Annotated in this window: 20 protein-coding genes and 1 tRNA gene; 12 read left to right on the forward strand and 9 right to left on the reverse strand. The window is 56.2% G+C overall.

The window, feature by feature from the left end; translation table 11 throughout:
• Positions 1 to 51: 51 nt before the first annotated feature.
• Positions 52 to 795 carry an SDR family oxidoreductase gene (locus ACOTYB_RS12505; protein ID WP_058662854.1) on the forward strand — a complete coding sequence of 248 codons (744 nt, stop codon included), beginning with the start codon at positions 52 to 54 and terminating at the stop codon, positions 793 to 795.
• A 2-nt stretch (positions 796 to 797) separates the two neighbouring features.
• On the opposite strand, the gene ACOTYB_RS12510 is transcribed toward ACOTYB_RS12505, so the two are convergent.
• The 6 genes from ACOTYB_RS12510 to ACOTYB_RS12535 all read right to left on the reverse strand — a co-directional run bounded on the left by ACOTYB_RS12510 (position 798) and on the right by ACOTYB_RS12535 (position 6,715).
• The gene (locus ACOTYB_RS12510) at positions 798 to 1,298 is read right to left on the reverse strand and encodes a protein disulfide oxidoreductase (RefSeq protein ID WP_220153327.1); all 501 of its coding nucleotides are present in this window, start codon (positions 1,296 to 1,298) and stop codon (positions 798 to 800) included.
• Positions 1,288 to 1,890 (reverse strand): DsbA family protein, encoded by a 603-nt coding sequence (locus ACOTYB_RS12515; RefSeq protein WP_045350799.1) that lies wholly within the window; start codon positions 1,888 to 1,890, stop codon positions 1,288 to 1,290. Before ACOTYB_RS12515 ends, ACOTYB_RS12510 begins: the two co-directional genes overlap by 11 nt.
• Before the next feature lies 1 nt (position 1,891).
• On the reverse strand, positions 1,892 to 3,901 hold the full coding sequence (locus ACOTYB_RS12520) for a protein-disulfide reductase DsbD family protein (protein WP_409248880.1): 2,010 nt from the start codon (positions 3,899 to 3,901) through the stop codon (positions 1,892 to 1,894).
• 48 nt (positions 3,902 to 3,949) lie between these two features.
• Positions 3,950 to 4,309: a hypothetical protein gene (locus ACOTYB_RS12525; RefSeq protein WP_003863427.1), complete on the reverse strand. Its 360-nt coding sequence runs from the start codon at positions 4,307 to 4,309 to the stop codon at positions 3,950 to 3,952.
• 124 nt (positions 4,310 to 4,433) lie between these two features.
• A complete protein-coding gene (bglA, locus tag ACOTYB_RS12530; RefSeq protein ID WP_220153326.1) occupies positions 4,434 to 5,867 on the reverse strand; it encodes a 6-phospho-beta-glucosidase in 1,434 nt (477 codons plus the stop codon).
• A gap of 116 nt (positions 5,868 to 5,983) precedes the next feature.
• A complete protein-coding gene (locus ACOTYB_RS12535; protein ID WP_213781980.1) occupies positions 5,984 to 6,715 on the reverse strand; it encodes a MurR/RpiR family transcriptional regulator in 732 nt (243 codons plus the stop codon).
• Between the two features lie 266 nt (positions 6,716 to 6,981).
• Here ACOTYB_RS12535 and trhA point away from each other — a divergent pair, with 266 nt between their 5' ends.
• Positions 6,982 to 7,641 carry a PAQR family membrane homeostasis protein TrhA gene (trhA, locus tag ACOTYB_RS12540; protein WP_003863433.1) on the forward strand — a complete coding sequence of 220 codons (660 nt, stop codon included), beginning with the start codon at positions 6,982 to 6,984 and terminating at the stop codon, positions 7,639 to 7,641.
• A gap of 85 nt (positions 7,642 to 7,726) precedes the next feature.
• Here the strand turns inward: trhA and ygfZ are convergent, their stop codons facing one another.
• The gene (gene ygfZ / locus ACOTYB_RS12545) at positions 7,727 to 8,707 is read right to left on the reverse strand and encodes a tRNA-modifying protein YgfZ (protein ID WP_100154205.1); all 981 of its coding nucleotides are present in this window, start codon (positions 8,705 to 8,707) and stop codon (positions 7,727 to 7,729) included.
• A gap of 294 nt (positions 8,708 to 9,001) precedes the next feature.
• Between ygfZ and sdhE the strand changes: the two genes are divergently transcribed.
• Together sdhE and ACOTYB_RS12555 are read left to right on the forward strand one after the other, a co-directional pair.
• Complete coding sequence (gene sdhE / locus ACOTYB_RS12550; RefSeq protein ID WP_003863437.1) at positions 9,002 to 9,268, forward strand: FAD assembly factor SdhE; 267 nt, start codon at positions 9,002 to 9,004, stop codon at positions 9,266 to 9,268.
• The gene (locus tag ACOTYB_RS12555) at positions 9,249 to 9,659 is read left to right on the forward strand and encodes a protein YgfX (protein ID WP_003863439.1); all 411 of its coding nucleotides are present in this window, start codon (positions 9,249 to 9,251) and stop codon (positions 9,657 to 9,659) included. Before sdhE ends, ACOTYB_RS12555 begins: the two co-directional genes overlap by 20 nt.
• Position 9,660: 1 nt before the next feature.
• Here ACOTYB_RS12555 and fldB read toward each other — a convergent pair whose 3' ends face one another.
• Positions 9,661 to 10,182: a flavodoxin FldB gene (fldB, locus tag ACOTYB_RS12560; RefSeq protein WP_003863440.1), complete on the reverse strand. Its 522-nt coding sequence runs from the start codon at positions 10,180 to 10,182 to the stop codon at positions 9,661 to 9,663.
• A 101-nt stretch (positions 10,183 to 10,283) separates the two neighbouring features.
• Here fldB and xerD point away from each other — a divergent pair, with 101 nt between their 5' ends.
• The 5 genes from xerD (at position 10,284) to lysS (ending at position 16,377) form a co-directional block, all read left to right on the forward strand.
• On the forward strand, positions 10,284 to 11,180 hold the full coding sequence (gene xerD / locus ACOTYB_RS12565) for a site-specific tyrosine recombinase XerD (RefSeq protein ID WP_003863442.1): 897 nt from the start codon (positions 10,284 to 10,286) through the stop codon (positions 11,178 to 11,180).
• 28 nt (positions 11,181 to 11,208) lie between these two features.
• On the forward strand, positions 11,209 to 11,922 hold the full coding sequence (gene dsbC / locus ACOTYB_RS12570) for a bifunctional protein-disulfide isomerase/oxidoreductase DsbC (protein WP_003863443.1): 714 nt from the start codon (positions 11,209 to 11,211) through the stop codon (positions 11,920 to 11,922).
• 5 nt (positions 11,923 to 11,927) lie between these two features.
• Positions 11,928 to 13,661 (forward strand): single-stranded-DNA-specific exonuclease RecJ, encoded by a 1,734-nt coding sequence (gene recJ, locus ACOTYB_RS12575; protein ID WP_126524546.1) that lies wholly within the window; start codon positions 11,928 to 11,930, stop codon positions 13,659 to 13,661.
• Positions 13,662 to 13,751: 90 nt separating this feature from the next.
• Positions 13,752 to 14,850 (forward strand): peptide chain release factor 2 gene (gene prfB, locus ACOTYB_RS12580; RefSeq protein WP_096147815.1). Its coding sequence is split into 2 segments (ribosomal slippage): positions 13,752 to 13,826 and positions 13,828 to 14,850, totalling 1,098 coding nucleotides; the frame shifts between segments, so codons are not numbered across the junction.
• Between the two features lie 9 nt (positions 14,851 to 14,859).
• The gene (lysS, locus tag ACOTYB_RS12585; protein WP_003863452.1) at positions 14,860 to 16,377 is read left to right on the forward strand and encodes a lysine--tRNA ligase; all 1,518 of its coding nucleotides are present in this window, start codon (positions 14,860 to 14,862) and stop codon (positions 16,375 to 16,377) included.
• A gap of 48 nt (positions 16,378 to 16,425) precedes the next feature.
• Here the strand turns inward: lysS and idi are convergent, their stop codons facing one another.
• Positions 16,426 to 16,968: an isopentenyl-diphosphate Delta-isomerase gene (gene idi / locus ACOTYB_RS12590; protein ID WP_003863454.1), complete on the reverse strand. Its 543-nt coding sequence runs from the start codon at positions 16,966 to 16,968 to the stop codon at positions 16,426 to 16,428.
• Positions 16,969 to 17,131: 163 nt separating this feature from the next.
• Between idi and actS the strand changes: the two genes are divergently transcribed.
• The 3 genes from actS to ACOTYB_RS12605 all read left to right on the forward strand — a co-directional run bounded on the left by actS (position 17,132) and on the right by ACOTYB_RS12605 (position 18,986).
• Positions 17,132 to 17,872 carry an amidase activator ActS gene (actS, locus tag ACOTYB_RS12595; RefSeq protein ID WP_022651807.1) on the forward strand — a complete coding sequence of 247 codons (741 nt, stop codon included), beginning with the start codon at positions 17,132 to 17,134 and terminating at the stop codon, positions 17,870 to 17,872.
• Positions 17,873 to 17,952: 80 nt separating this feature from the next.
• Positions 17,953 to 18,026: transfer RNA gene (locus ACOTYB_RS12600), tRNA-Gly, on the forward strand.
• A gap of 591 nt (positions 18,027 to 18,617) precedes the next feature.
• Positions 18,618 to 18,986, forward strand: a complete 369-nt coding sequence (locus ACOTYB_RS12605; protein ID WP_029497222.1) for a hypothetical protein — start codon at positions 18,618 to 18,620, stop codon at positions 18,984 to 18,986.
• The last annotated feature ends 162 nt before the right edge of the window (positions 18,987 to 19,148 follow it).

A 19,148-nucleotide genomic window follows, 5' to 3' on the forward strand; every position in this document is an offset into this window, starting at 1 on the left:
TAGGCCGGGTAAAGCGAAGCCGCTACCCGGCTTTTTTATTGGGAGAAAAGAATGGCAATTGCACTGGTCACCGGCGCCAGCCGGGGTATTGGTAAAGCCACCGCGCTACAGCTGGCAAGCGAAGGCTACACCGTTGCGGTGAATTTTCATCACAACATCAAAGCCGCGACAGAGGTCATTAATCAGATCGTGGACGCGGGCGGTAAAGCCTTTGCCGTGCGCGCGGACATCAGCGATGAAGCGCAGGTGATGGCGATGTTCGCCAGCCTCGATCGCGAAGGTGAGCCGCTCGCCGCACTGGTGAACAACGCCGGAATTTTGTTTGAACAATCCACCATTGAAAACCTCTCCGCTGAACGTATTAACCGCGTGCTGGCTACCAACGTCACCGGCTATTTTCTCTGCTGCCGTGAAGCGGTGAAGCGCATGTCGCATAAACACGGCGGCAAGGGCGGCGCGATTGTGAATGTCTCCTCGGCGGCCTCACGACTGGGCGCGCCGGGGGAATATGTGGATTATGCCGCCTCCAAAGGGGCGGTGGATTCCCTGACTACCGGCCTCGCGCTGGAGGTGGCGGCACAGGGCATTCGCGTTAACGGCGTGCGGCCAGGCCTGATTTATACCGATATTCACGCCTCCGGCGGCGAGCCGGGGCGTGTGGATCGGGTGAAGTCGATGTTACCGATGCAGCGTGGCGGTCAGCCGGAGGAGGTCGCCCAGGCCATTGCCTGGCTGCTGAGCGACAAAGCCTCCTATGTTACCGGTAGCTTCCTGGAGCTGGCTGGCGGGAAGTAACGCTACGACGCCAGCCACAGCCGCAGGCGCATTCCCCAGCCGCTGGTCCAGCCGGTGGTGATCGACTTCACCTCACCGTGAGAGATCACCACCAGCGTTGGCGTCACCTTAACGTCCCACTCACGCGCCAGTTCTCCGCTGGCGTCGTTGACCGTGGGCATCATCGCCTTCTTCTTCCTCATCCATGTTTCGAGCGTCGCGTTATCGCCCGAGCGCAGCGCAACCGACATCACGTTACCCCCGTCCGCGGCAAGCGCCGCCACCGACGGCGTGGTGTAGCGGCAAACGCCGCACCATGTCGCCCAGACGTAGACCAGCAGCGGTCGCTCCTTACTCATGGCGATAAGATCGACGGGCTGACCGTCGAGGGTGTGCAGTGCCGTCGCGGAGAAATTCTGCGGCAGCGCGGGCTGGCGGGAATAGTCTACCGCCAGGCTCACGGCTACGCCAATGAGCAGCCACACGCCCAGCTCGCGCAGCAGGCGCGGAAGCTTACTTGCCACGGGCGTTTGCCAGCTGTTCTTTGACCAGCCCCTCCAGGTCGTCATACGGAATGGCGCCCGCCACCATCTGGTCGCCGATAATGGTCGCCGGGGTACCCTGAATATTCAGCACCTGCGCCAGGATGAGGTTCATCTTTAGGCTGTCCAAGGTTTTATCATCCGTTTTAATGCTGTCCGTTCCGGTCTTGACCTTTGCGGCGGCGATGCTGGCGTCATCGTGATAGCCCTTTTTCATCATCAGCCGCTGATGCAGCGCCCAGAATTTATCCGGCGCCTGCTGCCACGTCGAGAGCGCCGCTTTCGCGGCATTTACCGAGCTTTGTCCCTTAAACGGCAGCAGTTTGACGATGAGCTGCACGTCGGGATTTTCCTGCACGATTTTCTCCAGCATTGGGTCGAACTGCTTGCAATACGGGCAGTTGTAGTCCGTGAAGGAGACGATGGTCAGCTTCGGCGATGCCGCGCCGGTTCGCGGGCTGTTGGGGTCGTTAAACAACAGTTTTGCCAGCTGGTCGCTGGAAGCGTCATCTGACGGTGCGGCGAAACCGAACGTTGATAACGACAGCAGAAGTAAGGCAATTAAGGCTCTCATGTTATTTTCCTTTTGCATCGGACAGGGTGCTCAGCACCGCTTCGCGGCTTAACAACGCAGGCAGCACGTGGCCCTGCGGTAATCCCGGTCCGTTGATCTGGTTAAACGGCACGGCGGCGCTGCCGCGCGTGGTTAAGAACTGGCTGATGGTATCTGAGGGGCGGCTCCAGTCGCCGCGCAGGGCGACAACGTCCGGGGCGGAGAGCGCATCCTGCACGTCGTCGCGCAGCAGCACGTTGTATTTATTGGCTTTACAGGTCACGCACCAGTCGGCGGTCACGTCGACGAACACCCGTTTGTTCTCCGCCAGCGCGCGGGCAATGGCCTGCTCGCTGAGCGGTTGCCAGTGGATACGATCGCGGCGGGAACCCTCGCCGCCGGAGCCGGATACAAACGCGACTGCTCCGGCCACTACTACAGCTAATACCCCGGCGCGCAGTGCCGTTTGCCAGCGGTAGCGCCAGGCGGTGACCAGCAGCAGCGTAAGGATCAGGAGCACGCCCAGCGTGATGACGGGCAGGCTGCCAATGTGCACCGTCAGCAGGCTCAGCAGCCACAGCGATGAGCCGAGCATCATTATCCCCAGCACTACGCGTACGACGTTCATCCAGCGTCCCGGACGCGGCAAGCGCTGGGCCAGCCCCGGCCAGGCCGCCACCAGCAGCCACGGCAGGCTCATGCCGATACCCATCGCCAGGAAGATCCCCCACAGCAGGGGAAGCGGCGCCGCCAGCGCGACCGAGACCGCCGTACCCAGGAACGGCGCGGTGCAGGGTGTCGCCAGCAGCGTGGCAAACGCGCCTTGCCAGAAATGACCCGCAAGCCCGTTACCGCCGCGCGTGGCGAGGAAGGTGCTGGCGCCGGAAGGGAGACGGATTTCAAGCAACCCCAGCAGGCTGGCGCTGAAAAGCACCATCACCATCGCCATCGCACCAATAAACCACGGGTTCTGGAACTGGATCCCCCAGCCGAGTGCCTGATTGCCTAAGCGTAAAACCGTCATCATCAGCGCCAGCGCGAGGAACGAGATCACGATCCCGGCTACCGACGCAAGAAACTGTCGGCGTACCTGACCCCGCGCCTGCCGTTCGGTTTGCATCAGCGTGCCCAGCTTCATGGCCAGCACGGGCAGTACGCAGGGCATGACGTTAAGGATCAGACCGCCAGCCAGCGCCATCAGCAGCACCCAGCCTAACGAGAGCGTCGGCGCGGCGTTCCCCGGCTGAATGCTCAGGCTGGACTCCTGCGCCTGCCCGCTATCGGCCAGAACCAGCGACAGGGTTTTGCCGCTGAGGTTGGGCGCTGCCTCGCCCCAGCTGTCCGTCACGGGCACGGTGGCGACCAGCGAATCACCGCGCACGGTGAGGGCCGGTTTGCCGAAATCAACATCATCCATACCGTCGATAAACAGGGACGGCGCCTGCCAGCCTGCGTCACGCTGCGCCGTTACGGTCAGCTTGCCGGGGGCATAGGTGGCGTTAAGCGTTGAGGTCAACCCGCCGCTGAGCGGAAGGGTGCCCATGGCCCGACTGAAATCGTAATCAAAACCGGCGCCTGCGGATGCGGTCATGTTCAGTGAAAACGGGTAGTCGGTAAGAATACAGACGTTGCTACAGGTGGAGAGCGTAAGCACGCCGCTCAGGATCTTCGGGACGTCGCCCCGCAGGGTGATGGGAAAGCTGACATCGCCGTGATAGCCCTGCGTGGTGATACCCGCGACGTCGAAACGCTGCGGCACAGGCCAGCGCCAGTTCGCCTCGACGGGCTGATGCCATTTAATCGCGGGTGCGACGCCCCCTTCGCCCGGCGAGCGCCAGTAGGTTTTCCAGCCTTTTTGCAGGGCGACGTCCAGCAGCAGGCGGGTTTCGCCAGTGCTTTCGGGTTGCGCACGCAGCCTGACGCTGGCGTGCTGATTATCGGCGGCGCGCAGCCAGCCGCTGTCGGCAGCCTGGCTGAGGGGCAGCCATAGCCAAAGCAGGCAGACCAGCAGTCGCCTGAATACAGTAAACATAAATTATCTCCGTAAATGATGAATTAACCTGAAGTAACAGGCGAAGGCTCATTCACGGAAGACGCATAATCGCAGATGCACCCTTAACCGGGGCGGGGAGATAACGCGGGGAGGCCACTGCCGTTCGCGGCGCGGCGGGCTGGCTGCCAGCAACGCCAGCAGCAGTGTGACGGCAATCAGGGCGCCTTCAAACAAAACAGGCGGGACCGACATCAGCGACTTGGCGCTAAGCTCACACGGGGTTACCGGTGCGTCGGTACTCTCCTGCCCCTGCTGGACAGACTGGCTCGTGGCGGTGACGTTCATGACAAGCGCATGCATCCCGGCCATCCGCTGGGCGGTGCATATCAGCACCACCAGGCAGGCCAGGGCTACAAGCAGGATAGCGTTGCGTTGTCGCTTGATCATGTTCGCCTCAAATATTCAGGACGCCTATATTATCGGGCGAACATATTTTGGCAACGCAAAAGCTGTAAAGAAGTGTCTGGAAGATAAGCGGTTTGCCCTCTCCGCTTGCAGAGAGGGCGAGCCGTTACAGCGTTTCGCCGTTGCTGGCAATCACGGTTTTGTACCACTCAAAGCTTTTCTTACGGGAGCGGGACATGTCGCCGGTGCCGTCGTCGTGCTTGTTGACGTAGATAAAGCCGTAGCGCTTACTGTACTGGCCGGTGGTGAAGGAGACGCAGTCAATGCAGCCCCACGGGGTATAGCCCATCAGATCCACGCCGTCCCAGGTCACGGCCTTCATCATCTCTTCCACGTGGGCGCGCAGGTAGTCGATGCGGTAGTCATCGTTGATGCTGCCGTCCTCTTCCACTTTGTCGTAGGCGCCTAAACCATTTTCGACGATAAACAGCGGCTTCTGATAACGTTCGTACAGTTCACAAAGCGAATAGCGCAGGCCTACCGGATCAATCTGCCAGCCCCAGTCGGACGCCTTGACGTGCGGGTTCGGCACGCTGCCCTCGAAGCCGGAAATGGCGTCACCGGTGCCGCCTTCCGCTTTGACCGCGTTGGTCATGTAGTAGCTGAAACCTAAGTAGTCGCAGGTGCCCTCACGCAGGATCTGCTCGTCGCCCGCTTCCATCCTGATGGAGAACCCACGGCGCTCCCACTCGTTCAGCACGTAAGACGGGTAGTAGCCGCGCAGCTGCACGTCGGTAAAGACGTAGCGCTCGCGCATGGATTCCTGAGCAAACATGACGTCCTCTGGCTTGCAGGAGTAAGGATAGAGCGCCACCATCGCCAGCATGCAGCCGACTTTCATCTCCGGGTTAATGCGGCGTGCGGCTTTCACCGCCAGCGCGCTGGCCACGAACTGGTGGTGCAGCACCTGGTACATGGTCTCTTCCGGGTTGTCGTGCTCGGTATAGACCACGCCAGAGCAGCAGTAGCCGAACAGCGGCGCACGCCAGTTGCGCTGGTTGTTGATTTCGTTGAAGGTCATCCAGTATTTGACCTTATTTTTGTAGCGCTCAAATACCACTTCCGAGAAGCGCACAAAGAAATCGACCACTTTACGGTTGGTCCATCCGCCATATTCCTGAACGAGATGCAGCGGCATTTCAAAGTGGGAGAGGGTGATCACCGGCTCGATGTTGTACTTCAGCAGTTCATCGAACATGTCGTCGTAAAACTTCAGCCCCTCTTCGTTTGGCTGAGTTTCGTCGCCTTTCGGGAAGATGCGCGTCCAGGCGATGGAGGTACGGAAACATTTGAAGCCCATCTCGGCAAACAGCTTAATATCTTCTTTGTAATGGCCATAGAAGTCGACGGCTTCGTGGTTCGGGTAATATTTGCCTTCAATCACTTCCTGCGTGATTTCACGCGGAACGCCGTGTGCGCCGCCGGTGAGCACGTCGCAGATGCTTGGCCCTTTGCCGCCTTTGTTCCAGCCGCCTTCAACCTGGTGCGCCGCCACCGCGCCGCCCCATAAAAAATCTTTCGGTAAGGTGAGTTTTTTCATCTTTGCTATTCTCAATTCAGGACTTATTGATTTCGAGTCTAGCAAAGCGGAATTAAATGTCACGATATAACAATTTGTGGAAATTGTAATTTGTCACATCAAAAAAACAGGATGTTTTATTCTGTTAATTTCTTCGCCAGTTTTCGGCCTAATGATTCCAGAATATAGATGACGGGAATTTGCGTGGTGATATCGTAAACGCCGCCAATACGCGTTTGCGGGACATGCCAGGAGAGGTTAAAGTCCGCCAGCTTTGCGAGACGAGAATGTTCATGGCTGGTGACGGAGAGCACCTTGCAGTGATGCAGGCTGAACTGGCTGGCGAAGCGCAGGATCTCCTCGGTTTCGCCGGAGACGGAGAGTACAATGGCCAGCGCATTTTTAGCCATGTCGTTAGTGACCGGGAAATAAGGATCGTCGATATGGTTACTGAATTTGCCGATATTTGAAAAGAAACGTGCGCCATATTTTGCCAGCGATCCGGAGGTGCCCGCACCGACAAAAATAATTCGTTCAGATGATAAAATAATATCGACGGCTTTATCTAATAGCGCATCAAACTCTTCGTTATTTACGCTTTTAAAGAAGCTGATAATTTCACTGGCACCAAAATTCGCCTGCTGCGGCTCGTTCTGCTCCAGATAGAGTTTAAAGCGCACCCGAAATTCCGAGTAACCATCACAGTTGAGCTTGCGGCAGAAGCGCAGGATAGTGGTAGTGGAAACGCCCACCGCATTCGCCAGCTCGCGGATGGTCATGTACATCACTTTATCGCGGTTCTTAATGACATAGTTGTAGACCATCATTTCCAGATTGTTGAGGCTGGCAATGGCGGAATGGCTGAACATACTCACAATGGCTAAACTCGCTGTCGGACACTATTCCTGAAGCATACCATGATGAAGAAGGGCGGGAGACGGATTTATCTCCTTGATTACTCAGGTGTTAATAAAATCATTTACACCTGTGCGGTGGATTGCTTTTGCATTGTACTGATTTATAAGAATAAATCTTGATTATGGATTTATTTTAGCTAACAGGTGTTCACTGGAATCATTCTCAGTTAGCATAGACTGGCGATGAATAATCATCTTTTGTTTTCCCGGAGTTAAGTATGGTGAGCAGACCATTAATCGCACAGGGATATTCGCTGGCTGAGGAAGTAGCCAACAGTATAAGCCATGGCATTGGCCTGGTTTTTGGGATTGTCGGCTTAGTGTTATTGCTGGTACAGGCAGTGGATACCAACGCCAGCGCGATGGCCATTACCAGCTACAGCCTGTATGGCGGGAGTATGATCCTGCTTTTCCTTGCCTCAACGCTGTATCACGCGATTCCGCATCAACGGGCGAAGATATGGCTCAAGAAATTTGACCACTGCGCTATCTATCTTCTTATTGCGGGTACCTATACGCCGTTTTTGCTGGTGGGGCTCAACTCACCGCTGTCGCGTGGCCTGATGATTGTGATCTGGAGCCTGGCGCTGCTGGGGATCCTGTTTAAGCTGACCATTGCGCACCGGTTTAAAGTGTTGTCGCTGGTTACCTATCTGACAATGGGCTGGCTGTCGCTGATTGTGGTGTATCAGTTAGCCATTAAGCTGGCGGTGGGGGGCGTGACGCTTCTGGCGGTGGGCGGTGTGGTCTACTCGCTGGGCGTGATTTTCTACGTCTGCAAGCGTATTCCGTACAACCATGCCATCTGGCACGGCTTTGTGCTGGGCGGCAGCGTGTGTCACTTCCTGGCAATTTATCTGTATGTTGGGCAGGTGTAGTTTTTTTGTAAGGTGCGGTCTGATGCCCTCACCCCGACCCTCTCCCACAGGGAGAGGGTGAATATCAACACCGGGCGATACAGCATCAATCTTCCAGTGAATACGGCAGCGGCTCAATGCTGAGCGTGTTTGCATCATCACGCACGCGGAACACGCTGTCGGGCTCCATATCATTATTCATGACAACCTGCACCAGCAGGCGGCCATCATCGAGCTGGACGGCGGCTAACACGGTGCCGGTACGGCGCCAGTTTTCGCCCATCTTCATCTCAAGATCTTCACCCGCTTCCGGCACACGGCTGGCGTGACCAGCCAGCGTCCACAGGGCGCGTTTGTTCGCGCCGCGGAATTTCGCACGCGCCACCATTTCCTGACCGGTGTAGCAGCCCTTCTTAAAGCTGATACCACCCAGCGCCTGGATGTTTGTCGCCTGCGGGATAAACTGCGCGCTGTTTGCCGCGTCAATGACCGGCAGGCCCGCTTCGATGTTCAGCGCCAGCCACTGCTGGCTGTTGTTGAGCTGTGCTTCACCGCGCAGGGCGTCAGTGACGCGTTCCGCCGTTGCTTCGTCGGTTACCAGCAGGAAGCGCTCCGCCGGGTGTTCGAACCACAGAATGGAGGTTGCTCCCTCGCTGACCAGCTGTTTTTCAGCATCCGGTAGCTCGGCAAACAGGTTTTTCAGCGCTGCACGCGCCTGGAAACCCGCGACCCCCAGCAGAACGTATTCATCGTCCGGAGCGATGGTGACTTTAGAAAAGACCGCGTATTTTTTTAGCTCTTTAAGCTGGGCGTCACGCAGGCTGCGGCGCTCAATAAAGGCGAATCCGTCCTGACGGCGGAACAGACGCAGGTTGCTCCACATTTTGCCTTTTGGATCGCAATGCGCGGCCAGCAGATGCTGGTGCTCAGTCAACTGCGCCACGTCCGCCGTGACCTGGCCTTGCAGGTATTTTTCGCTGTCCGCACCGGTCAGTGTCGCCAGTGCCCAGTCATCAAGAGTAATCAGCGTCAGCGGCAGACGCGCAGAGGCGGCGGGCTGGCGAGGAGAAAATGGTGTAAATGCCATAGTGATGTCCTGAATTGCTTAACGCTTTGATAATACCTAATGGTAAAAGAGACTGTATTCAATGCAAGCGCTTTCAGCAGGCCATTCGTGCCATTACGCGGTTATGCGTGGCGCTACGCAAAATAGTGTAATCCGCTGTCTTTATAAGGATTATTCAGGGAGCCTGCTCGAGGTTCACAATATTCCAGTAAAGAAACGGTCAAAAACACGTTACACTAGCAGGTGTTCCCGGAGAGCAATAATGAATACCAAACGGGATACCGACTGTGCCAAACGTAATGCAGGAAACAGAACATGGATATTAACAACAAGGCCCGTATTCACTGGGCGTGCCGTCGCGGCATGCGTGAACTTGATATCTCCATCATGCCTTTCTTCGAGTATGAGTACGACAGCTTAAGCGATGACGATAAGCGCCTGTTTGTCCGTCTGCTTGAGTCTGACGATCCGGATTTATTCAACTGGCTGATGAATCACGGCAAGCCCGCCGACACCGAGTTGCAACGGATGGTGCAATTAATTCAAACACGGAATCAGGAACGTGGTCCTGTGGCAATCTGATCTTCGCGTCTCGTGGCGCTCACAGTGGATGTCCTTACTGCTCCACGGTCTGGTCGCGGCAATGGTGTTATTGGTGCCGTGGCCGCTAAGCTATACCCCTCTGTGGCTGCTTTTGCTGTCGTTTGTGGTGTTTGATAGCGTGCGCAGCCAGCGTCGAATCAACGCCCGTCAGGGTGAAATTAAGCTGCTGATGGATTCTCGCCTGCGCTGGCAGGGAAAAGAGTGGGAGATGATGGGGACGCCGTGGATGCTTAACACCGGGATGATGCTACGGCTGCGTCGGGTCGAGGACAACCGTCGCCAGCACCTGTGGCTGGCCGCAGACAGTATGGATCCCGCGGAGTGGCGGGATCTGCGCCGGCTAATCGTGCAACAGCCGACGCAGGAATAAATCAGCTAAACTGCTCGGCCATCTCACCCAGAATTTGTTCGCACCAGGTCTGGAGGCGCTCGTCGCTGAGATCGTACTGGTTGGTTTCATCCAGCGCGAGCCCGACAAACAGCTGGCCGTCGGCAATGACGGGTTTTGGGCTGGTGAACTCATAGCCTTCCGTAGGCCAGTAGCCGATAAACGTCGCGCCCTTTGGCGCCAGTTTGTCATGCAGCATGCCGAGCGCGTCGAGGAACCACTCCCCGTAGCCCAGCTGGTCGCCCATGCCGTACATCGCAATGATTTTGCCTTCAAAATTGACTGAATCGAGCTGATCCCAGATGGCTTCCCAGTCTTCCTGAATCTCACCAAAGTCCCAGGTAGGGATACCCAGAATCAGCACATCGTACTGCTCCATCAAGGCAACCGCGTCATCTTTCAGGTTATGCAACGTCACCAGTTCCGGGCCAATGATGTCACGAATTTTCTCCGCCGCCATTTCGGTGTAGCAGGTGCTGGAACCATAGAACAGACCAATATTCATCGCGTAACTATCTCAATTCTTGCTATGACTTTGCGCGTAGTGTACCAGAAACCGATGGCAATCAGGCATAATGGCCAGATTGCAGAACCAAAGGGGCTGATGTGGAAAAGGATCTCGCACTCATCGAACAGTTTCTCGACGCGCTGTGGCTGGAGAAAAACCTCGCTGAAAATACGCTCAGCGCCTATCGTCGGGATCTCACGCTGCTGGTCGAGTGGCTGGCGCATCGGGGGCTGACGCTTGAAAGCGCGCAAAGCGATGACCTGCAAGGGTTGCTGGCTGAGCGGATGGAAGGGGGGTACAAAGCCACCAGCTCCGCGCGTCTGCTGAGCGCCATGCGCCGCCTGTTCCAGCACCTGTACCGCGAGAAGATCCGCGCGGATGACCCCAGCGCACTGCTGGCATCGCCTAAACTGCCTCAGCGGCTGCCAAAAGATCTCAGCGAAGCACAAGTTGAGAGATTATTACAGTCGCCCGCAGTTGACCTTCCGCTGGAGTTACGCGATAAAGCCATGCTTGAACTATTGTATGCCACGGGCTTGCGCGTTTCCGAGCTGGTGGGCCTGACGATGAGCGATATCAGCCTGCGTCAGGGCGTGGTGCGCGTTATCGGTAAAGGGAACAAAGAACGGCTGGTGCCGCTGGGTGAAGAGGCGGTCTACTGGCTGGAGACGTATCTGGAACACGGGCGTCCGTGGCTGCTGAACGGCGTCTCCATAGATGTATTGTTCCCGAGCCAGCGCGCGCAGCAGATGACGCGACAAACGTTCTGGCATCGCATTAAACATTACGCCACACTGGCGGGTATTGACAGTGAGAAGCTGTCGCCGCACGTTTTGCGTCACGCCTTCGCGACGCATCTGTTAAACCACGGCGCTGATTTACGCGTGGTGCAGATGTTGCTTGGACACAGCGATCTTTCAACGACGCAAATATACACCCATGTCGCGACGGAACGCCTGCGGCAGCTACACCAACAGCACCACCCTCGCGCGTGAGTGCCGACGAATTGTTACAGGAACATATATGAAAAAGTCTTTAGCGCTGTTCACCCTGCTGGCAGCTTCGGTTTCCGGTTTTGCCCATGCGGATGATGCCGCCATTAAACAGTCTCTGACGAAACTCGGCGTCGCCAGCAGCGAGATCCAGCCAGCGCCGGTGGCTGGCATGAAAACGGTGCTGACCAACAGCGGCGTGCTGTACGTGACCGAAGACGGTAAGCACATCATTCAGGGACCCATGTACGACGTGAGCGGCGCGCAGCCGGTGAACGTCACCAACCAGCTGTTGATGAAAAACCTGAACGCGCTCGAAAAAGAAATGATTGTCTACAAAGCGGCGCAGGAAAAGCACGTTATTACCGTCTTCACCGACATCACCTGCGGCTACTGCCACAAGCTGCATGAAGAGATGAAAGACTACAACGCGCTGGGCATTACCGTGCGTTACCTGGCTTTCCCACGCGCTGGCGTGCAGAGCCAGCCTGAGCAGGATATGAAAGCGATCTGGTGTGCGAAAGACCGCAACAAGGCCTTTGATGACGCGATGAACGGCAAAGGCGTGAAGCCCGCGTCCTGCGATATCGACATCGCTAACCACTACGCGCTGGGCGTACAGTTTGGCGTGAGCGGTACGCCAGCCATTGTGCTGAGTAACGGCTATGTGGTGCCGGGCTACCAGGGGCCAAAAGAGATGAAAGCGTTCCTCGACGAGCACCAGAAACAGATGGGTGGTAAATAATTCGCGTGAAAGCCCCGATAAAACTGCGCCGCCGCGATGCGGGTGAAACCGCGGATTTACCAGACACGCTTCCGCTGCTGCTAAAGCGGCTGTACGCCAGCCGTGGCGTGCGTACGGCAAGCGATCTTGAGCGCAGCGTCAAAGGCATGCTGCCCTGGCAAGCGCTGAGTGGCATCGAACAAGCGAGTGAAATGCTCTACAACGCGTTCCGGGAAGGCACGCGGATTGTCGTGGTGGGCGATTTCGATGCCGACGGCGCAACCAGTACCGCGCTGAGCGTACTCAGCCTGCGTGCGCTGGGCTGCGATAACGTGGCTTACCTGGTGCCGAACCGGTTTGAAGACGGCTACGGCCTCAGCCCGGAAGTGGTCGATCAGGCCCATGCCCGTGGCGCACAGATGATCATGACCGTGGATAACGGGATCTCTTCTCATGCGGGGGTCGATCATGCCCATGCGCTGGGGATCCCGGTACTGGTCACCGATCACCACCTGCCAGGCGAAACTCTGCCTGCCGCCGAAGCCATCATTAACCCGAACCTGCGCGACTGCGATTTCCCGTCGAAATCGCTGGCCGGAGTAGGGGTGGCGTTTTATCTGATGCTGGCGTTACGCACGTTGCTGCGTGATAAGGGCTGGTTCGAATCGCGCGGGATTGCCGTGCCGAACCTCGCGGAGTATCTCGATCTGGTGGCGCTGGGAACCGTGGCGGACGTGGTGCCGCTCGATACCAATAACCGTATTCTCACCTGGCAGGGCTTAAGCCGCATTCGGGCAGGTAAATGCCGTCCGGGGATTAAGGCGCTGCTGGAAATTGCCAACCGCGATCCGCTGAAGCTCGCGGCAAGCGATTTGGGTTTTGCCCTCGGCCCGCGCCTGAACGCGGCGGGGCGGCTGGACGATATGTCGGTTGGCGTCGCGCTGCTCCTGTGTGACAACATCGGCGAAGCGCGCGTGCTGGCCAGTGAGCTGGACGCACTCAACCAGACCCGTAAAGAGATTGAGCAGGGGATGCAGGCCGAAGCACTGACCCTGTGCGAAAAGCTGGAGCGCAGCGGTGACACCCTGCCGGGCGGGCTGGCGATGTATCACCCCGAATGGCACCAGGGCGTGGTGGGCATTCTGGCGTCGCGTATTAAAGAGCGTTTCCACCGCCCGGTGATCGCGTTCGCCCCCGCCGGGGACGGCACGCTGAAAGGCTCCGGTCGTTCCATTCAGGGGCTGCATATGCGCGATGCGCTGGAGCGTCTGGATACGCTGCATCCGAACCTGATGATTAAGTTCGGCGGTCACGCGATGGCGGCAGGCCTGTCGCTGGAAGAGGCGAAGTTCGACGAGTTCCAGCGTCTGTTTGGCGAACTGGTCACCGAGTGGATCGATCCGGCTCTGTTGCAGGGTGAAGTGGTTTCTGACGGTGAGCTTTCACCGGCTGAAATGACCATGGAGGTGGCGCAGATGCTGCGCGATGCCGGCCCGTGGGGGCAGATGTTTCCGGAGCCGCTTTTCGACGGACGTTTTCGTTTGTTGCAACAGCGCATCGTGGGCGAACGCCATCTCAAAGTGATGGTGGAACCGGTCGGCGGCGGACCGCTGCTCGACGGCATCGCCTTTAACGTTGATACCTCCATCTGGCCGGACAACGGCGTGCGCGAGGTTGAGCTGGCCTATAAGCTGGATATTAACGAGTTCCGTGGTAACCGCTCCCTTCAGCTCATCATCGACAATATCTGGCCAATTTAGCGTCAGTAATCTCTATAAAAAAGGGCGTGGATTCGGTACAATCCCGCTCTTATCACCGCATTTTGACAAGCTCATAAAAGAAAACAGACCATGTTTGAAATTAATCCGGTAAAAAACCGCATTCAGGACCTCACGGAGCGCTCTGACGTTCTTAGGGGGTATCTTTGACTACGATGCCAAGAAAGAGCGTCTCGAAGAAGTAAACGCCGAGCTGGAACAGCCGGACGTCTGGAACGAACCTGAGCGCGCGCAGGCGCTGGGTAAAGAGCGTTCTTCCCTCGAAGCCATCGTAGATACGCTGGATCAAATGGCGCAGGGTCTGGAAGATGTTTCTGGGCTGCTGGAGCTGGCTGTCGAAGCCGACGACGAAGAAACCTTTAACGAAGCCGTGGCAGAGCTCGACGTGCTGGAAGAGAAGCTGGCGCAGCTGGAATTCCGTCGCATGTTCTCCGGCGAATACGATAGCGCTGACTGCTATCTCGATATTCAGGCAGGTTCTGGCGGTACCGAAGCACAGGACTGGGCGAGCATGCTGATGCGCATGTACCTGCGCTGGGCGGAAGCGCGCGGTTTCAAAACCGAGATTATCGAAGAATCCGAAGGTGAAGTGGCGGGTATCAAATCCGTCACCATCAAGATTATTGGCGATTACGCCTACGGCTGGCTACGTACTGAAACCGGCGTTCACCGCCTGGTGCGTAAGAGCCCGTTCGATTCCGGCGGCCGTCGTCACACCTCCTTCAGCTCCGCGTTTGTCTACCCGGAAGTGGATGAAGATATCGATATCGACATCAACCCGGCGGACCTGCGTATCGACGTTTACCGCGCATCCGGCGCGGGTGGTCAGCACGTTAACCGTACGGAATCTGCGGTGCGTATTACCCACATTCCAACCGGGCTGGTAACACAGTGCCAGAACGACCGTTCCCAGCATAAGAACAAAGACCAGGCCATGAAGCAGATGAAAGCGAAGCTTTATGAGCTGGAGATGCAGAAGAAAAATGCTGAGAAGCAGGCGATGGAAGACAACAAGTCCGATATCGGCTGGGGCAGCCAGATCCGTTCTTACGTCCTTGATGACTCCCGCATCAAAGACCTGCGCACCGGGGTTGAAACCCGTAACACGCAGGCGGTGCTGGACGGCAGCCTGGACCAATTTATCGAAGCAAGTTTGAAAGCAGGGTTATGAGGAACCAACATGTCTGAACAACAAGCACAGGGCGCTGACGCGGTAGTCGATCTTAACAACGAACTGAAAACCCGCCGCGAGAAGCTGGCAGCGCTGCGCGAGCAGGGCGTGCCGTTCCCGAACGATTTTCGTCGTGACCACACCTCAGACCAACTGCACGCAGACTTCGACGGTAAAGAGAACGAAGAGCTGGAAGCGCTGAACGTTGAAGTGTCCGTGGCGGGCCGCATGATGACCCGTCGTATCATGGGTAAAGCGTCCTTCGTGACCTTACAGGACGTTGGCGGCCGCATTCAGCTGTACGTCTCTCGTGACGACCTGCCGGAAGGCATCTACAACGAGCAGTTCAAGAAGTGGGACCTGGGCGACATCCTGGGCGCTAAAGGTAAACTGTTCAAAACCAAGACCGGTGAACTGTCTATCCACTGCACCGAGCTGCGTCTGCTGACAAAAGCCCTGCGCCCGCTGCCGGACAAGTTCCACGGTTTGCAGGATCAGGAAGCGCGCTATCGTCAGCGTTACCTGGATCTCATCTCTAACGATGAATCCCGTAAGACCTTCAAAATTCGCTCCCAGATCATGGCCGGCATTCGCCAGTTCATGGTTAACCGCGACTTTATGGAAGTAGAAACCCCGATGATGCAGGTGATCCCAGGTGGAGCCTCCGCTCGTCCGTTCATCACCCATCACAACGCCCTGGACCTGGACATGTACCTGCGTATCGCGCCGGAACTGTACCTGAAGCGTCTGGTGGTCGGCGGTTTTGACCGCGTGTTTGAGATCAACCGTAACTTCCGTAACGAAGGTATCTCCGTACGTCATAACCCAGAGTTCACCATGATGGAACTCTATATGGCCTATGCGGATTACAAAGATCTGATCGAGCTGACCGAATCCCTGTTCCGCACCCTGGCGCAGGACATTCTGGGCACCACCCAGGTACCTTATGGTGAAGAGGTGTTCGACTTCGGCAAGCCGTTCGAAAAACTGACCATGCGCGAAGCGATCAAGAAATACCGTCCTGAAACCAATATGGCGGATCTGGATAACTTCGACTCTGCGAAAGCGATCGCTGAAAGCATCGGTATTAAGGTTGAGAAGAGCTGGGGTCTGGGCCGTATCGTGACCGAGATCTTCGAAGAAGTGGCCGAAGCGCACCTGATTCAGCCTACCTTCATCACCGAATACCCGGCGGAAGTGTCTCCGCTGGCGCGTCGTAATGACGAGAACCCGGAAATCACTGACCGCTTCGAATTCTTCATCGGGGGCCGCGAAATCGGTAACGGCTTTAGCGAGCTGAACGATGCAGAAGATCAGGCGCAGCGCTTCCAGGATCAGGTTAACGCGAAAGCGGCAGGCGATGACGAAGCGATGTTCTTCGACGAAGACTACGTGACCGCGCTGGAGCACGGCCTGCCGCCGACGGCTGGCCTGGGTATTGGTATCGACCGTATGGTGATGCTGTTCACCAACAGCCACACCATCCGCGACGTGATCCTGTTCCCGGCGATGCGTCCGGTGAAATAAGCCGTTAAGACGTAAAAAAAGCCCCGTGCGTTTATCGCCGGGGCTTTTTTATTGCGCCGCGAAGGCGCTGAGTTTTTCACGCGCAGTGTTCGCTTCTTGCACCATCCACGGGCTAAATGCCCACGGTGTGGCGTCCAGCGCGCGGAATAGCGCGTCCAGCTCCACCCACTGATATTCCATCACTTCATCGTCATTGATTGCGAGGGTATTCGTTACGCGGGCGGCATAGACCGGGCAGATTTCGTTTTCAACGATCCCTGACGGGTCGGCTTCACGGTAGCGGAACTCCGGGGCAATGGGGGTGATGTCTGTGATTTCGGCGCCGACTTCAAAGCGGCAGCGGCGGATAATCGCCTGCTCTGTCGCTTCGTCGGCCTGTGGATGACCGCAAACGGAGTTGGTCCATACGCCGGGCCAGGCTTTTTTACTTAAGGCGCGACGGGTGATCAGACATTCTCCGTTAGCGTTAAACAGCCATGAAGAGAAGGCCAGGTGTAGCGGGGTGTGTGACGTGTGCGCGGCGTACTTCTCCTGAGTGCCAATCACTTTTCCCTGGTCATTTACCAAAATAACGTGTTCTTGAATACTCATTGATGCTCCAGTGCCAAAATGCTTAATGGTTCAGCACCATCAGCGGAATTATTATACTGCATTCTTATGCGAACGGTTTGGCCCACAGAGCGGAAAAGGGCATGACCCGCATCAGTTTGGGCTGCTATCATAGTGCGCCATTCACGCTGACCGAGGAGCTGTTTTGTTTGCAGGAAGCCTGACGAGAAACCCGATCATTGCCGTTTTCTGCCTGACGCTGACGCTACTTGTAGCAGGATGCTCGGGGAGTAAATCTTCGGATATGGGCAGTTATTCCGGTGCAGTCTATACCGTTAAGCGCGGGGACACGCTCTACCGCATCTCACGCGCCACGGGAACCAGCGTGAAGGAGCTGGCGCGCCTGAATAATATTTCTCCACCGTATACTATTGAGGTAGGGCAGAAGCTCAAGGTTAACGGCGGTTCTTCCTCAGGGAAAAAGTCCTCAACGCGTAAAACAGCCAAAGTCACGCCATCCTATCAGGTGCCTAAATCATCCTGGCCGCCGGTCGGTCAGCGCTGCTGGATCTGGCCTGCAAGCGGAAAAGTGGTTGCGCCGTACTCGCTCTCGGAAGGTGGCAATAAAGGTATTGATATCGCTGCCGCACGCGGCACGCCGGTTTACGCTTCAGGGGCCGGGAAGGTGGTCTATGTCGGTAACCAGCTTCGTGGATACGGTAACCTGATCATGATTAAGCATGGTGAGGACTACATTACTGCTTATGCGCATAACGACACGATGCTGGTCAATAACGGGCAGAACGTGAAGGCGGGGCAGAAGATTGCGACCATGGGCAGTACCGGGACGGATACGGTGAAGCTGCACTTCCAGATCCGCTATAAGGCCACAGCCATCGATCCGCAGCGTTATCTTCCGGCGCAGGGCAGTAAGCCGAAATGCTAAGTGATTATTTAATCGCCACTTAGTGGGGTAAAGGCTTGTATGAAGAGGCGTAAGGTCTATAATGCCTTACGCACCTCAAAGCGGGCGTAGTTCAATGGTAGAACGAGAGCTTCCCAAGCTCTATACGAGGGTTCGATTCCCTTCGCCCGCTCCAGAATTTCCCCAGGTGGAACCGTTCGAAAAAACTCCGGTTCTTTCAGCATGTTACGCAGTAGTGCTTACTAACATGCTAAGGCGTTCTACCATAGTTCACTACTTTGAGACTTGTCACGAATGGTTACTCGGTGAGATGAGAGTGTAGCCAATCGTCGGCGGTGGTTTCAAGTTCTTACCGCGATAGCCCAACAATGAACGCAAAGCCTACACTAGGCAGCGACGGATCGCACTTCTCATAACCTTACAGTGAAGCGCATTTTTTGCCGATGCTCCCACATGCCACACGTCGCGATGACGTTGCAGGGAATAAACAGGTTTATGGTGGTAACGCTCCTTGCGAAGTGCAGCGGAGCAAGGTACTTGCAGACCATATGCAAGCTCTGCCAGCGGTTCGGCCTCGCTCCTTCGGGTACATGGTCATCCTGATAAACTTCACTGTCTGACATAACCCTTGATGAAGTCGCCTAACGGCTCCGCACGTTGTCTTACCACCAACGGGCATTAGGCTTTTATTGTCCAAATTCTGTTAGTTGCACAATTTTTGCACCCTGTATAACCTGAGATTAATCTTAATCACTCAAGGGTGGGTATGTCAGATAAGGAATCAATACGAAGGGAGTTAACTCTTTTGTTGGAGATACTCGCCTTGACTGGAGAGCAACGAGATTTTGTTGAATCAATGTACCAAGACAATGCAAACAGTAGGGGGATGGTAATGACCAACAAGCAGTTACGTATCCGCTATGGATTTCATGGAAAACACATGGAAAAAAATGTTGCCTGGGATGGCAATGATCAGGTGAATAGTGTTTTGGCTGTTCTTATTGAGGAGTTGTCTCTCCCGATAGGTGAGAAACCAGTGAATCTGATTGAACACGGTGTAGATGATGTATTTTTCTACGATGAAGAGAGTCAGAAATGGCTCGAAATCCCTCCTAAATGGCTAATCAAGGCATAAGGTCAGGGGGCAACTCGCCCCCCGCTTCTTCACTTCAACGCGCGTATGTAATCAAGCAAGGCTTTCAGTTGGCTACCTTTCTGAATCGCCACAGGTTTAACAGACACCTCAGAGTCATTTAAGATGACTTAAAGAGAGGTACCCATGAGCGGTAAGCGTTAT

The sequence above is a fragment of the Enterobacter cloacae complex sp. IR5450 genome (genome assembly GCF_049238665.1).
Lineage (GTDB): Bacteria > Pseudomonadota > Gammaproteobacteria > Enterobacterales > Enterobacteriaceae > Enterobacter > Enterobacter hormaechei_C.